We start from the raw sequence: 16,689 nt of genomic DNA, 5'->3' as shown, positions 1-16,689 counted from the left end.
GACCGGGTTTCATCCCGCCTCCCCTTCCCGACGAAATGCCAGCCCTGGAGCCCGCGAAACCCGTCACGCGAGCCCCCGCAAATCCTCACGCAGCCCATCTACCGCGCCCCTTCCAGGGCTGGCCATCATGACCTCGAAAAATGATGGCCAATTGTCAGCATTGCTCAGTTTCAGGCCAGGGACCCGCTCATATACTCGCGCCCAAACCCTTTCCCTGGCCCGCACTCCGCTGGCACTGCCCGACACCCGCTCGGCAGGCCGCTGTGGCCCTCATCAAGGATCGCGCCATGAACCACGTCTATCGCACCATCTGGAACCACGCCAAAGGTGTCTGGCAAGTCGTTGGGGAGCACACCACGCGGCAGGGCAAGACCAAGTCGAGCAAGGCCGCCAGCGGCGCCGGCCTGCTGGCCATCGGCGCCCTGCTGAGCCCCGGCCTCTATGCGCAGGGCATCGTCACGGACGGGCGCACGGCCACCAGCGTGGTGCAGAACGGCGCGGTCACCGACATCCGCACCGAGACCATCCGCAACGGCAACGGCTTCAACTCCTTCTCGCAGTTCAACGTGGGCAGCGGCGAAACCGCCAACCTTTATGTACCGGACTCGGCCAACGCCCTGATCAACATCGTTCGCGACCAGCGCAGCGAGATCAACGGCATCCTCAACGGCTACAAGAACGGCCAGATCGGCGGCGACATCTATTTCGCCAACCCCCACGGCATGGTCGTGGGCGAGTCCGGCGTGATCAATGTCGGCTCCCTCACTGTCACCACCCCGGACAGCGCCTCCCTGGAACGCCTGATCGGCGCCGACGGCAAGATCGACGACCTCGCCGTGGCCCAGCTGAAGTCCGGCAACCTGCCCCTTTCCGAGTCCGGCCTGGTGTCCATCCGTGGCCAGGTCAATGCCAAGGGCGCCGTCACCCTCAGCGCCCGCGACGTCGGTATCGGCGCCAGCGGGCGCGTCACCGCCGGCCAGCAGGCCATGCCGCGCATCGAGCAACTGGTCAACATCGACGGCCTCGACAGCGCCGCCGCCATGACCGAGGTGAACGGCGAGATCCGCATCGTCGCCGAGAACGACGTGCTCATCGCCGGCCAGGTGAACACCGACGGCGTCGCCGGCAAGGCTGCCGGCGAGATCGAGATCCGCGCCGGCCACGACATCACCATCGCCGACGGCGGCAAGGTGTCCGCCTCGGGCCAGGGCGCGCATTCCGATGGCGGCAAGGTCGTGATCAAGGCCAAGCAGCAGACCACCCTGGCCAAGGGCGGCACCGTGGCGGCCAACGCCGGCAGCAGCGGCAATGGCGGCAAGGTCGAGCTCTCCGCCGACGAACGCGTGACCTGGGCCGGCACCCTGGAGGCCAAGGCCGGCCAGGGCGGCGCCGCCGGCCACGTGTTGATCGACCCGCGCGAAATCAACCTCACCCAGGACCAGCGCCTGGGCGGCACGAACTACAGCCTGCAGGCCTCGGAGAAGATCAGCGTCGCCGACGGCGTGATGATCTCCACCCGCGACATCGCCAACTACCAGACCGCCAGCCAGCAGGAACACCGCGACGCGGTGTCCATCGGCGACTCCGGCGACATTACCCTGGAAGCGCCGACCATCGTCCTCGGCCAGAACGCCAAGCTCTACGCCCACACCAACACCGCCGCCTTCGAAGCCGGTGACGTCACCCTCAAGGCCATCGCCGCCGAGGGCGCCCTGCTCACCCCCGGCATCCTCGTCGGCGTGGGCAGCAACAAGACCGAAATCACCCTGGGTACCGGCGCCGAGATCCGTGGCGGCCAGGTCACCATCAGCGCCGAGTCCTCCACCGCGCTGACCGACAGCCTGTCCAGCGACGGCCTGTACAACGGCGTCGATGAAAACGGCCACCCCATCGCCCAGGTCCTCGACGACGACGAGCTGGAAGAACAGCGCCAGGCCCTGGCCGACGCAGGTGTGCAAACCGACGACGACGGCGGCAGCGACTTCTTCGGCGGCCTGCTCGACACCCTCGCCAGCAGCGGCCTGCTGGCCTCGGTGCAGGTGCTCGATGCGCAATCGAAGGTCAACATCGGCGATGGCGTGAGCATCATCGGCAGCAACGACGTGAACATCTCGTCCCACGCCAGCACCAACGCCCAGGCCGAGGTCGCCGACCTGCCGGTGGGCGCCGTGGTCTCTGTGACCAACACCGACGCCCAGCTCAACGTCGGCCAGAACGCCCGCATCGAATCCCTGGGCGGCAACGTCAACCTCAAGAGCCAGTCCGACACCACCGTGGAAACCGCGGTGGAAGCCGGCGCCCTCGAAGGCCTGCCGGTCACCCTCACCGCCAACGTCACCTCGGCCAAGGGCCGTGCCACCACCACCGTCGGCTCCGGCAGCCTGATCAAGGCCGCCTTCGACGCCAGCGTCAGCGCCGAGCAGGTCAAGGTGTTCGACGTCAGCGCCCAGGCCGGCGACGCCGAGGGCGCCATCGGCGTCTCGGTGCTGGTCGCCCTCTCCGACCTGCAGGCCCGCAACGATTTCAACGGCACCCTGGAAGCCGGCGGCAACGCCACCCTGGAAGCCAAGGTGGACACCCAGTCCAACAGCCACGAAGCCGCCGTGATGCTCGGCGACGAGAACAAGATCGTCGCCACCCTGGAGGAGAAGATCGGCGAGGCCGGCGAAGACCCGACCGAGCTGCTCCAGGCCAAGACCAAGGACGGCATCAAGGAGCTGCTGAAGAAGCTCGTCGAGAAGGGCGAGGAAGAAGAAGGCGAGAAAGGCGGCAGCGAGCAGAGCAAGGGCTTCCTCGACGAGCTGGGCGCCGCCGGTGCCCTGGCCTACATCAACCACGACAACCAGGCGCTGCTGACCCTGGGCGGCCAGGCCAAGGTCAAGGCCGGCCAGGATGCCAGCCTCAACGCCGAGGTCACCGACCTCCTGGATTCCACCGTCTCCTCGGTGATCTCCGACAAGAAGAACGCCGACAAGCCGTTCGACTTCAGCACCGAGAGCACCGGCAAGAAGAACGGCGTGGGCGTCGCCATCCTCATCAGCAACCAGGACAACGACGCGGTGCTGAGCGTGCGCCCGGGCGCCGAGCTGGACGCCATGCAGGCCCTCAGCCTGAACGCCAAGACCAGCCTGCCGTGGCTCGACCAGAGCCGCCTGTCCAACCTGATCAAGGCCTTCAGCGCCGACAACCTCAGCGACTTCCTGCAGACCATCAACGAAGGCCAGATGTTCAGCACCTGGGTCAACGCCGCCACCGCCGTCTCCGGCGAAGGCGCCCAGGACAGCGGCACCACCCTCAGCGGCATGGTCGACATCAACCACGTCGGCCTCAACGCCAAGGTGGACGTCGCCGACGGCGTCAACATCAACCAGGACCTGGCCTACCGTGGCCAGGAACAGACCGTCGACATCGAAGCCCGCACCGAGTCGCAGATGGTCAACGTCGCCGCCGACCCGGGCCTGTTCAACAACGAAGGCGGCAAGAACGGCTTCGGTGCCGGCCTCATCGCCGGCATCTACAACAACAGCGCCCAGGCCACCGTCGGCGCGGTGAACCTCTATGCCAGCGAGCTGAACGTCAACGCCGTCACCGACGTCGACATCCTCAACTACGCGGTGGCCGGCTCCAAGGGCGGCACCAATGCCCTCAGCGGCTCGATCTCCGTCTCCGTGCTGGACAACCTCACCCGCGCCGGCATCGACGACGGCGCCAACCTGGTGGTGAGCGACGAGAACGGCGGCAGCGGCGATATCAACATCGGAGCCCGCGATGAGACCGACAGCCTGACCATCACCGGCGGCGTGGTGAAATCCACCAGCAAGGCCGCCGGCGTCGCCGTCGGCGTGCACGCCTTCGACCGCACCACCGAAGCCTGGCTGGGCAGCCGCGACACCCAGCTCGCCGCCGGCTCCGTGGCCGCGTCCGGCGGCCTCAAGGTCGGCGCCAGCGCCGACGGCCGCATCGGCAACTACGCCCTCTCCGTGGCCCTGACCGCACCGCCGGCACCGAGCACCCAGCCCGCCGCGCAATCGCGCGAGGGCACCGGCTCCTTCGGCATCAACATCTCCGGTTCGGCGGCGGTGAACACCCTCGACAACCGGGTTCGCGCGCGCATCACCGACAACCTCGACATCGAGGCCGGTGCGGTCAACGTGCAGGCCAGCGACGACACCGCGCTGCACGCCATCGCCGGCGGCGCCGCCGTCTCCAGCAACACCGGCAACGGCGTCGGCCTGGCCGGCGCCTACACCCAGAACACCGTGGACGCCCTGGTGGAGGCCGAACTGGCCGCCACCGGCGACGTCACCGCGCGCCGCCTCGACATCACCGCCGACAACGAAGCCAGCGCCCTGTCGATCTCCGCCGGCGTCTCCGCCAGCGCCTCGGCCAGCAGCTACCAGGTGGCCGGTTCGGTGAGCGTCAACGCCATCGACAGCACCACCCGCGCGCGCCTCGCCGACGGCGCCATCGATGCCGTCGACGGCGTCAACGTCAGCGCCCGCGACGACTCCAGCATCCACGCCGTGGCCGGTGCCGCCAGCTTCGGCGGCAAGGCCGGCGTCGGTGCCGGCCTGTCGATCAACAGCATCGACGGCGCCACCGAAGCGGTGGCCGACGACCTGCGCCGCCTCGACAGCGCCGCCGGCCTCACCCTCGACGCCAGCAGCGACGCCGACCTGGTCTCGGTGGCCGCCGCCATGGGCTACTCCAACAAGTACGCCTTCGACGGCGCCGTGGCCATCAACCAGCTGGACCACGACACCCTCGCCGCCCTGCGTGGCAGCCACGGCCTCAACCTCGGCGGCGCCCTGGCGGTGAACGCCGGCAACACCAGCAGCATTTGGACCGCCTCGGGTTCGGCCGCCATCGGCAACGACGGCGCCATGGGGGCCAGCTTCGGCTACAACACCATCAGCGACCGCGTCAGCGCCGAGATCCTCGACAGCGACGCCGAAGCCGCCAGCATCGCCGTGCAGGCGAACCAGCAGAGCGACATCAACGCCCTGGTCGCCGGTGGCGCCGTGGCGGCGCGCTCCTCCGCCGTGGCCGGCTCCATCGCCGTCAACACCATCGACAACCGCACCAGCGCCCGCACCGATGACTCCAGCCTGGCCAGCCACGGCTCACTGCTGGTGAACGCCCAGGACGCCTCGCGCATCCGCAGCCTCACCGGGGCCCTGGCCTATGGCGGCCAGGGCGCGGGCATCGGCATCGCCGGGTCCTATAACGAGATTGCCGGCGCGGTCTACGCCGGCATCAACGGCGGCAACCTCCAGGCCGGTGACCTGGTGCGCGTCAGCGCCCTGCGCAACCAGCAGCTGCAATCCCTGGCCGCGGGCGCCGCGGTCGGCAACAACGTCGGTGTCGCCGGCTCCGTGGCCGTCAACATGGTCGGCGGCGCCACCCTCGCCGAGATCGGCGGCGGCGCCCAGGTCCACAGCGACGGCAGCCTGCTGCTGACCGCGCGCTCCGACAGCGACATCGAAACCGTGGCCGGCGCCCTGGGCGTCGGCCTGTCCGGGGTCGGCCTGTCCGGCGCGGTGGCGGTCAACCAGCTCGAAGGCACCACCACCGCCCGCGTCACCGGTGCTTCCACCCACCTCGGCGCCGACGGCCAGGGCGCCGCCCGCGCCATCGACAACGGCCAGCTCAACGGCAACATGGGCAGCGACCTGCGCGATCGCACCCTGCAGGAAAGCATCAAGGGCATCGGCGTCGTCGCCAGCAGCACCGACGAGATCGACACCGTCTCCGTCAGCGTCGGCGGCGGTTCCAGCGTCGGCGTGGCCGGCGCGGTCACCGTCAACAGGGTGGGCGGCTCCACCCTGGCCCAGGTCAGCGGCGCCACCCTCGACAGCGACGCCGCCACCCAGGTCGGCGCCTACCACCACACCCGCGTCACCACCGGCAACGGTGCCGGCGCCGGCGGCGGCACCGCCGGGGTCGGCGTGTCCACCACCACCAACATCCTCGACCACGACACCCAGGCCCTGGTCGCCAACGCCACCCTCGGCAGCGACGCCGGCATCGGCGTCAACGCCCGCGCCACCCACGACCTCAACGCCGTGGTCGTCGGCGCCGCCATCGGCGGTACCGCCGGGGTCAACGGCTCGGTGGCCGTCACCACCCTGGCCGGCACCGTGCGCAGCACCGTGCAGGGCTCCAGCCTGCGCAGCGACGCCGGCGGCATCGAGATCGCCGCCGACGCCGACAACGACCTCGACATCGTCGCCGGCGGCGTGGCGGGCGGCGGTGTAGCCGGCGTCGGCGCCACCGTCATCGTCACCGACCTCAACCAGCGCACCGAGGCCTCCACCTCCGGTGCCACCCGCCTGGACGCCAGCGGCCTCACCGCCATCGACGCCAGCGCCGCCCAGGACGTGACCATCGTCGGCTTCACCGGCGCCGGTGGCGGCACCGCCGGCGTGGCCGGCACCGTCAACGTGCTGGTCGCCAAGGGCCAGACCCTCGCCGGTGTCGGCGCGGGCAGCCAGATCAACACCCAGTTGGGCGGCGCCCAGCAGGACGTGCGCGTGCACGCCCAGGACAGCCTCGAAACCACCGACGTGCTCGGCACCGCCGGTGTCGGCGGCGTGGCCGGCGTCGGTGCCGGTGCCGACGTGCAGGTGGTGCGCAGCGGCGCCATCGCCAGCGTCGGCGACGGCGCCACGGTCAAGGCCGGCCGCGACATCACCGTCGAAGCCGGGAACAGCCGCGACATCGACTCCGTCTCCATCGCCGCAGCCGGCGGTGGCTACGTCGGCGCGGGCGCCGGCGTCTCGGTGGTCAGCGTCGCTTCCGGCGCCTCCTCCCAGGCCACCGGCAGCCTCGACAGCAGCATCCGCAACGCCCAGAACGTCGCCCGCAACTCCGGCCTCAACGGCCAGATGGGCAACGGCTTCTCCGGTTCCAGCCAGCTGCAGGCCGACATCAACGCCAACCAGCAGACCATCAGCCCCAACGACACCTTCCTCAGCACCCCGGATGGCACCGCCTACTCCGCCGCCGCGCGGGTCGGCAACGCCACCCTGGACGCCGGCCGCAACGTCACCGTCAGCGCCCACAACAGCACCGACGCCCTCAGCGAGGCGGCCGGCGTGGCCGGTGGCCTGGTGGGCGCCGGTGCCGGCGTCGCGGTGATCAACGTCGGCGACCGCAGCCTGGCGGAACTGGGCGGCACCCTGCGTGCCGGTGGCAACGTGCGCATCAGCGCCGAAGACGGCCAGGACGGCACCACCCAGGCCCTCGCCCAGGCGGGCGGTGGCGGCCTGGTGGGCCTCGGCGCCGCCGTGGCGGTGAGCGAGAAATCCAGCCAGACTACCGCGCGCATCCTCGACGGCACCCACATCACCGCCGGCGGCGCCCTCAGCGTGGACGCCGACCTCGATCACGCCCTCAAGGCGCAGACCGTCGGCGTCAGTGCCGGCGGCGTGGCCGTGGGCGCGAGCATCGCCACCTCCAGCAGCAGCGGCCAGGCCCAGGCGCTGGTGGGCAAGAACGTGCAGGTCAACGCCGGCAGCCTCGCCGTCGACGCCAGCGCGCGCTCCAGCAACAACGTCGACGCCGTCGGCGTCAGCGGCGGCATCGTCGCCGGCAACGCGGTGGTCGCCACCGCCAGCGATCGCACCAGCGCCCGTGCCTGGGTCGACGACGGCAGCCGCGTCACCACCCAGGGCGCCATCGGCATCCGCGCCAGCACCGACCCGATGACCCGCGCCTTCGCCATCGGCGCTTCCGTGGGCGCCGGCGCCATCGGTGCCAGCGTCGCCACCGCCAACGTCGACAACAGCGTGCAGGCCGGCACCGGCGCGGTGAACCTCACCGGCGGCTCGCTGGAGGTGGACGCATCCGCCCAGCGCACCCGCAGCCAGAGCGCCGAAGCCCAGGCCGTGGGCGCCAGCGGCGGCGCCCTGATGGGCCTGAACGCCACCGTCGCCAGCGCCAACCTGGACACCGACGTGCTCGCCGACCTCGGCCAGGGCACCCAGCTCGCCATCACCGGCAACGCCGCGGTGAAGGCCAGCGACGCCACCCGGGTCAAGACCGACGCCACCGGCATCGCCGTCGGCGGCCTGCTGGCCATCGGCGCCAACGTCGGCCTCGCCGACATCGACGCCACCCAGCGCGTGCGCTTCGGCGCCACCGGGCTGGTGGGCGGCACCCTCGCCCTCTCCGCCACCGGCAGCAACGGCATCAGCGGCGACGCGGTGGCCGGCAGCGGCGGCGTGGTCGCCGGCAGCGCCTCCACCCTCAACCTCGACGCCACCAGCACCACCACCGTCGACGTGCTGGGCAACACCAACATCCTCACCGGCCGTACCGACGTGCTCGCCGAGCACCGCCTCGACTACGCCGCCGACAGCGACTCGATCCAGGCCGCCATGGTCGGCGCCTCGGGCACCTTCATCGACCTCGACCTGGGCGCCACCACCCAGGTGCTGGTGCGCGACGGTGCCCGCGTGGCCGCCCTCGACGGCCTCGACATCGAAGCCCACACCATCACCCAGGGCGGCGCCGAGGCCTTCTCCGGCTCGGGCGGCGTGATCAGCGGCAGCGCCGTGCTGGTCGACAACACGATCCGCGACACCACCCGCATCCAGGTCGGCAACAACGTCGGCCTGGCCACCGTGGGCAGCCCGCTGAACATCGACAAGGGCCACCTGCGCCTGAGCGCCCACAACACCATGCGCGCCGCCGACACCGGCAAGCTGTCCGCCGGTGGCGCCATCGCCGCCCCCTACGCGGGCACCGAGATGGACGTGGACGCCACCAACCAGGTGACCTTCGGCGACAACCTGAGCATGAAGAGCAGCGGCCTGCTGCAGGTGGGCGCGTACAGCGACACCCGCGCCAGCACCAATGCCCGCGTGGACGTCTACGGCCTGGTGGGCGCCGGTGGCGGCGATTCGAAGATCGACCTGACCGCCGCCCAGCTGATCCGCTTCGGCGCCAACGCCGACCTGCTCGGCTACGGCAACCTCGGCCTGCGCGCCGGCCAGAGCGCCGACGGCAACCTGGCCAACGACATCCGCGCCACCGCCAGCACGGTGGTGGTCAACAACACGCTGATCCCGGTGACTGCGGTTCTCGATGCCGACGCGACCGCCACCACCACAAACGACCTGGTGTTCGGCACCGGCGCCCTGCTGCGCTCGGTGCGCAACGTCGACCTCATCGCCACCAACGGTGCGGTCACCGCCAGCGGCGGCGGCGTGGGCAAGAACCCCTACCTGGCGCTGTTCTCCAGCGAGCAGACCACCCGTTCCGACCGGGTCAACCAGCTGGCCAGCCTCAACCTCGCCAACAGCCGCGTGGTGGCGGGCGCGGGCAACCGGCAGGAGGTCTACTGGGACGGCAACCAGCTGCGCACGGTCTCCTCGCTCAACGACCTGAGCGTGCAGTACAAGGCCGCCGGCAGCGCCGGTGCGTTCCGCCCGCTGGCCGAGATCGACGCCACCCTGGCGAGCCTCGCCCAGCAGCTCGCCGGCCTCACCCCGGGCTCGGCCGCGTACACCAGCCTCAACGACCAGATCACCCTCTACACCCAGATGCGCGCCAGCACCGCGCAATCCCTGGGTGCCGGCGCCAACGGCAACACCACCGTGGACAGCCTGGTGATCGGCGACCTCATCGCCGGTGCCGGTGACATCCGCGTCGGGGCCGACCGCATCCAGCAGTCCGGTGCCAACCTGACCGCCTACGGCGCGCCGACGGTGATCATCCACAACAGCTCCGACGACTACCTGGTGACCAACGGCATCCTGGTCTCCGCCGCCGGCACCGGCAGCATCACCTCCACCGGCGCGGCCAAGCTGGCCAACAGCGGCGCCACGCTGACCGAGGTGAAGCGCTCGCAGTCCGACTACTACGACGCCACCCAGCGTCCGAGCGTGCCCTCGATCGTCATCGAGAACACCTACGACACCAACCTGGCGGGCAACACCAGCCCCGCGCCGGGCATCCTGGTGCTGGGCGACATCGAGAACCTCAAGGGCAACACCTCGCTGAGCAACACCTCGGGCAACGTCTCGCAGTTCGCCACCATCGAGAGCTACCAGCTGAGCATGAACGTGCCCAACGGCGACCTGTTCGTCAGCCTGCCGGGCCGCAGCTGGAACCTGGCCTCGGTGCAGTCGGAGTGGGCCAACGTCATCAACGGCCTGAACCCGAGCAGCCTCAGCAGCGGCCGCAACGTCCCCGACGCCATCGCCGAGTTCGCCGCCAACGTGGTCTACAACGGCTCCTACGCCTTCACCAGCAAGGAAGCCTTCACCGACTACCTGATCCGCAACTACGGCAGCGGCAACGGCACCGACCAGCAGATCATCCTCGACGGCATGGTCCGCGGTTACTGGGAGACCGACGACGACAACACCGCCAACCGCGTGTGGTTCAAGGACACCCGGTACGAATACAGCGGCAACATGTCGGCCAGCGACCATGACTTCTGGACCGGCAACACCGGTGTATGGGATTGGCGCTACACCATGATGCAGGCCTACAAGACGCAGAACAGCGCGGCCCTCGGCCAGTCCGACACCTCGGGCTCCACCGCCAGCGCCCTGCGCGTGGGCGGCGCCCTGGCGATCAACGCGAAGAACATCAACATCAACGCCGGCATCGAGGTGGGTGCGCGCACCGACTGGTCGCTGAACCTGGGCGCCGCCGCGGCCGCCGAGATCGCCAGCATCGCCAACGGCAACGGCCTGGTGCGCCTGAACAACGTCAGCGGCATCGCCGACGGCAACGGCGCCGACGAGGTCCCGGTGGTGTACTGGGACTCGGACAAGCAGCGCATCCAGGTGCAGCGCATCAACGCCGCCGGCGGCGGCTCGGTGTCGCTGACCGGCAACATCATCAACACCAACACGGTGGGCAACATCGTCGTCAACTCCGGCTACGGCGATGTCGAGATCAACAACACCACCGGCCGCGACCTGATGCTCACCGACATCGACCTGGGCAACGGTGGCCAGAGCGTGGTGCGCATCACCGATACCCTCAAGCACTGGGGCGACGGCCGCGCGCAGACCTGGTGGTACGTCAACCAGGCCGGCCAGGACAGCGTCTCGGTCTACAACAACGCCAACGGCGCCACCGCCCTCACCGGCGCCAGCCTGGCGAGCGTGATCGGCCGCGACTTCACCTACAACCCGCAGGCCGGCGCCCGCTACGAGTGGACCCAGGACTACCACATCACCCGTACCTACACCGGCCCCACCAGCATCTCGGGCAAGAGCGACGAGATCCCCGGCAACCTGGGCAACTGGGTGAGCGAGATCGCCACCGCCGACGGCAAGGCCTACCTGACCAGCGCCGGCGACGTGGTGGTCCGCGCCGTGACCGGTGACGACAAGGCCTTCATGCAGTGGGCCGACGCCGACATCGGCTACACCACCGTGCGCGCCACCTCCAACGGCGACGAGTGGGGCGGCTACTACGCCGGTGCCACCTTCGACCTGGCCACCGACATCCAGATGACCGTCACCAACAGCGTGAAGGCCGACCACGCCATCCCGATCCGCTTCGTCGGCAACAGCGAGTCGCGCCTGCAGGTGGATTCCGGCTCCAACGTGCTGATCGGCGGCGCCATCCGCAACGACGTCGGCACCAGCACCTTCGATGTCACCGGCTCGCTGCTGCAGGCCGGCGGTTCGCTCCAGGGCAAGGACCTGGTGCTCAACGCCAGTGCCGGCATCGGCAGCGCCAGCGACGCGCTGAAGCTGATCGACTCCCGCGTGGCCGGTGCCTCGGTCAGCGCCAGCAGCCAGGGCGACATCTTCCTGGCCAGCAGCGGCGACTTCTACGCCAAGTCGATCCAGACCACGGGCGACGTCACCGTCAACGCGGTCGGCGGCATCTACCAGCACGCCGGCGCCGTGGGCGTGTCCATCGGGGGCGACGTGCTCAACCTGCACTCGGGCTCGGGCAGCTCCATCGGCGGGGTCAACAACCCGCTGGTCACCCAGAGCAACGAGATCAACGCCTCCGCCCCGGGCAGCGTCACCCTCACCCAGGGCAGCGGCAACATGAACGTCGGCTACATCGAGTCGCTGTTCGGCAACGTCGAGCTCAACACCCCGAGCGGGCAGATCCTCGGCGCCGCGCCCAAGGGCGAGGACCAGGACGCCAAGCTGCAGGAGAAGATCGCCGAATGGGAGGCCATGGGCCTCACCGACGCCAACCACGCGCAGAGCACCATCAATGGCTACGAGAATCGGGTGGAGCGCTACTACAGCGACTACTGGACCATTCGCGAGCGCGCCAGCAACCCGGATGGCAGCTTCAGCCTGACCAGCGCGGGCCTGGACCTCTACCGCGAACAGGTCAGCGCCAGTCTCGGCCACAGCGCCAGCGACGCCGAGATCAACAGCGCCATGAAGGCCCGCTACCTGGAGGCGAAGAGCTTCCTGGCCGGCGCGCCGGGCGTCGACCAGGGCCTGCTGCAGACCCGTGCGGCCGACTTCCAGTACAGCCTGGACACCGGCTCCGAGCTATACGCGCAGATGACCCACGGCGCGGTCTGGGACAAGAGCATGCTGGGCACGGTGATCAACGCCGGCGCGGTGGCGGGCGACCGTCCCTCCACCGGCGCGCTGCCCAACGTCTCCGCGACCCAGGGCTCGATCCGCCTGAACAACGACCCGACCCAGGCCCTGCCCGAGGCGGAGACCCTGGTCTTCACCCTCAAGCGCACCGACGGCTACCTGCCGATCGTCACCCAGCTCTCTTCCTCGGAAGGCAACAGCTACAGCTCCAGCCAACTGATGGCCTTCCTCGCCGAGGCCAAGCCGGGCACGCTGCAGGCCGACCAGGTGGACGGCGACACCGTGCGCATCACCCTGCGCCCGCGCTACGACCTGGCGGTGGAAGCCAAGGACCCGGTGGTGATCGACGCCAAGGGCGACTATCACGTCGGCACCTCCCAGGACGTGATCCTCAAGGACATCACCGTGGGCGGCACCCTCTACGTCTACGCCGGCCGCGACGTGATCAACCAGACCGCCACCGGCGTCGCCGGCGCCGTCACCGGCGGCCTGTACATCGACGCCGGCCGCAACATCGGCTCGCCGGACAACCCCATCCAGGTCACCAACAACGGCAACGACCCGGTCACCGTGTACCGCCTGGTCGCCCCGGGCACCGCCAACGTGGTGGTGCTCAACGGCAACGTGGTGGTCGGCAAGATCGACGTGAAGGGCGAAACCAACCTGGTGGCCAACAACGGCAACTTCTACTCCCTGGGCGACCACGCCACCTTCGATGGCGGCCTGGTCAACCTGCGCGCCGTGGACGGCAACGGCCAGACCTCCGGCTACATCGGCACCGCGCTGAACCCGTTCAACGTCGTGCAAAAGCAGGGTGCCCTGGGCCTGTTCGGCCTCGGTGCCAACCTGGTCGCCACGCAGAACGACCTGGTGATGTCCAACGGCGTGCTGGACGGCCTGGTGTCGCTCACCGCCAGCCTCGGCTCGATCCTCATGGACGACGAGGACTCGGTGATCCGCACCACCGACGAAGGCACCGGCCAGGTCGACCTGGTCGCCGCCACCGGCATCGGTGCAACCGGCGCCGCCATCCGCCTGGATACCGGCCACTTCAACGCCGAGACCCCGGTGGGCGACGTCAACCTGCACCTGCACCGCGAGGCCCGCGCCGAGCGCGTGCATGCCCTGACCGGTTCCGCCCACCTGGTGGGCGACGGCGACGGCGTGCTCGGCACCACCGACCTGGACCTGGCCGACGTGCGCATCGCCCGTGACCTGGAGCTGCGCGCCGAAAGCATCCGTGGCCAGGTCACCCAGACCGTGCAGGCCACCCCGCTGCGCCTGTGGGCCACCAACCTGCAGGGCGGCGTGGCCGACCGCATCGACCTGGGCATCACCGCCGCGCCCTACGTGCTCAACGAGCAACTGGCCGCCCGCGTCGCGGACATCCGCTCCAACGCCACGCGCTTCAACATCGTCAACGGCCACATCGGCGAAGAGCTGAAGCTCACCACCGGCTACGTCAGCGCGCTGATGGACAACACCACCCCGGCGCTGCGCTACGCCAGCGACTTCCAGTACTACATCCCCTGGAAGGGCTTCTCGCTGGACCTGGAGACCCGTGGCGCCACCGGCTCCCGCGCGCCCATGTGGTTCAACTCGGCCCGTGGCGTGTTCACCCGCAACATGGTCACCAGCGGCCACGCCACCTTCGACCTGGCCCGCCCGCACTTCAGCACCGACCTGCGCCAGGCCGGCGGGGAGGCGATGCCCGCCTTCTCCGCGGCCTACCCCGTGCGCCCGGCGCTGCAGCGTGCCAATGCCATCTCCACCGCCCCCCTGGCGGTCAACCTCGGTACCCAGAGCAGTGACGATGACTCCATCTAAGACCCTGACCAGCGGCGGCCTGCGGGCCGTCGCCAGCCGCGCGCCCTTCCTGCTCGGTGCCGCCGGGCTGCTGTTCGCCGCCTGCGCCAACGCCGAGGCGCTGCCCTCCGGCGCGCTGCCCGGCGCCATCAGCTCGGAGCTGCTGCGCCAGCCGCAGCGCGCCCAGGAGCGCCAGGAAGCCCGCCCGCAGGACGACACGCCGGTGCTCGACGTGCCGGTGGTGGGCGACCAGAAGCTGCCGGACAACCCCAACGTCGCCTTCCAGCTGGACGCGGTGGTGTTCAGCGAGACCGCCATCCTCGACGCCCAGCAACTGCAGGAAATCGCCAGGCCCTACCTCGGCCGCAAGGTGGGCTTCGCCGACCTGCAGCAACTGATCTCGGCGGTGAACCGCCTGTACGACGAGAAGGGCTACGTCACCGCCCGCGCCATCCTGCCGCCCCAGCGCATCGAGCAGGGCCGCGTGCGCATCCAGCTGGTGGAAGGCCGCGTCGGCGAGCTGGTGCTCGAAGGCAACAGCTACATGAACGAGGACTTCATCCGCGAGCGCCTGGACATCGGCAACGGCGAGCTGGTGGACCCCAAGCGCCTGGAAGCCGAGCTGTCGCGCTTCAACCGGGTGAGCAACGGCACCCTCTCCGCCTCGCTGCAGCCGGGCAAGGGCTACGGCCTCACCGACGTCTACGTGAACGTCAACGAGCCGCCGCAGAACAGCCTCGACCTGTTCGCCAACAACCACGGCTACGAATCCACCGGTGAAGAAACCGGCGGCATGATGTACCGCCACTACGGCGCCCTCGGCCGTGACGACGTGTTCTCCGCCTTCCTCTCCGGCTCGCGGGGTTCGGGCGTGGGCATGCTGTCCTACGACGCGCCCTTCAACACCCTGGGCGGGCGCATCGGCGGGCGCCTGGGCAAGAGCAAGGCGAAGGTGATCTACGGGCCCTTCCGCAGCCTGGATTCGGAGAGCGACTCGAAGAACGGCTCGCTGTTCATCAGCCACCCGCTGTGGAGCAACCAGGACTGGCTGCTCACCGGCCAGCTGACCTACGGCGAGCAGCGCACCAAGAACTACATCGCCGATGTCTTCCTCAACGAAAACCGCGTGCGCACCACCCAGGCCGACCTCACCGCGCTGTACCTGGCGCCGGGCCGCTCCCTGCGCGTGGGCCTGGGCTACCAGGATGCCCGCAGCGAGCTGGAAGGCACCGCGATCCGCGAGAACTACGGCCTCTGGGTGGGCTACTGGCAGTTCTACCAGGCCCTCAGCGCGGACTGGTACCTGAACGCCACGGGCGCCTGGCAGTACGCCAACCGCGAGGGCGTGCCCTCCAGCCAGCTGTTCCAGATCGGCGGCGCCTCCACCGTGCGCGGCTACCGCCAGGGCGAGCTGGCCGGCGACGGCGGCCTGTACTCCAACCTGCAGGCCAACTACCGCATCACCCAGGCCCTCACCGGCTTCGGCTTCTACGACTACGGGCGCATCGACTCCTCGTTCCGCCAGCCGGAGAAGCTGGACAGCGTGGGCGGAGGCTTCAACTGGCAGGCCACCTCGCGCCTGAGCGGCGAGGTGACCCTAGGCGTGCCCCTGACCAAGGTGCGCTCCGACCAGGACAACGCCTACGTCAACCTGCAAGTGGTGTTCAAGGTCCTCTGACGCCACGCACCCGAATCCGCTCCCGTGCTGAAGCCCGGCCCACGTGACCCCATCTCGTGGGCAGGGCTTCGGCGCCGGGGCGGCCCTATCGCACCGCCCTCCCTCGTAGCCGGACTTCAGTCCGGGAGCCTCGGCACCCGAGCCCCCAGAAAAACACTGAACCGCGTATTTCGCCGGGCAGTCCATCCTTACAAGCCCGTCGGCAAGCCGGGCTTATCCGTCTCGGACGTCATTGCTCCACTCGGCCTCCACAAAGGGCCTATCCGAGTGCCAAAGAACGAGAGAGGAGACTCCCCTCATGAAACGCACCGCCCTGTTGATCACAGCCGCCCTGATGGCTTCCCCGGTGTTCGCCGATGACCTCTGCACCATCAACCTGCAGAAGATCAGCGACGCCATGGCCACCAACACCACCCTGGGCGACCCGCTGAAGAAAGAAGTGGAAGACCTGCGCATGAAGGCCGAACAGGCCAAGACCGCCGGCGATACCGAAGCCTGCATCAACTCGTCCAACATGGCGTTGCAGCGCCTGCAAGGGCCGAACAAGGAAGGCGGTAGCGACGGCGCCAGCCAGTGATCGGCCCCGCGTGAACAAGCCAGCCTCGTGCTGGCTTTTTCATGCCCCGCGCAACCCCTCGCCCCTGCCTATACTCCTGG

The 16,689-nt window shown here is 69.6% G+C and carries 3 protein-coding genes; all 3 read left to right on the top strand.

The window, feature by feature from the left end:
- Nucleotides 1-287: 287 nt before the first annotated feature.
- Complete coding sequence (locus WFQ67_RS28660) at nucleotides 288-14,375, top strand: leukotoxin LktA family filamentous adhesin (RefSeq protein ID WP_337058868.1); 14,088 nt, start codon at nucleotides 288-290, stop codon at nucleotides 14,373-14,375.
- The gene (locus tag WFQ67_RS28655) at nucleotides 14,362-16,032 is read left to right on the top strand and encodes a ShlB/FhaC/HecB family hemolysin secretion/activation protein (protein WP_173179028.1); all 1,671 of its coding nucleotides are present in this window, start codon (nucleotides 14,362-14,364) and stop codon (nucleotides 16,030-16,032) included. Before WFQ67_RS28660 ends, WFQ67_RS28655 begins: the two co-directional genes overlap by 14 nt.
- 298 nt (nucleotides 16,033-16,330) lie before the next feature.
- A complete protein-coding gene (locus tag WFQ67_RS28650; protein ID WP_111260189.1) occupies nucleotides 16,331-16,609 on the top strand; it encodes a hypothetical protein in 279 nt (92 codons plus the stop codon).
- The last annotated feature ends 80 nt before the right edge of the window (nucleotides 16,610-16,689 follow it).

The organism is Pseudomonas sp. USHLN015, assembly GCF_037153275.1.
In the GTDB taxonomy this organism is placed as follows: domain Bacteria; phylum Pseudomonadota; class Gammaproteobacteria; order Pseudomonadales; family Pseudomonadaceae; genus Metapseudomonas; species Metapseudomonas tohonis.
This window is presented reverse-complemented; position numbering and strand designations above follow the sequence as displayed.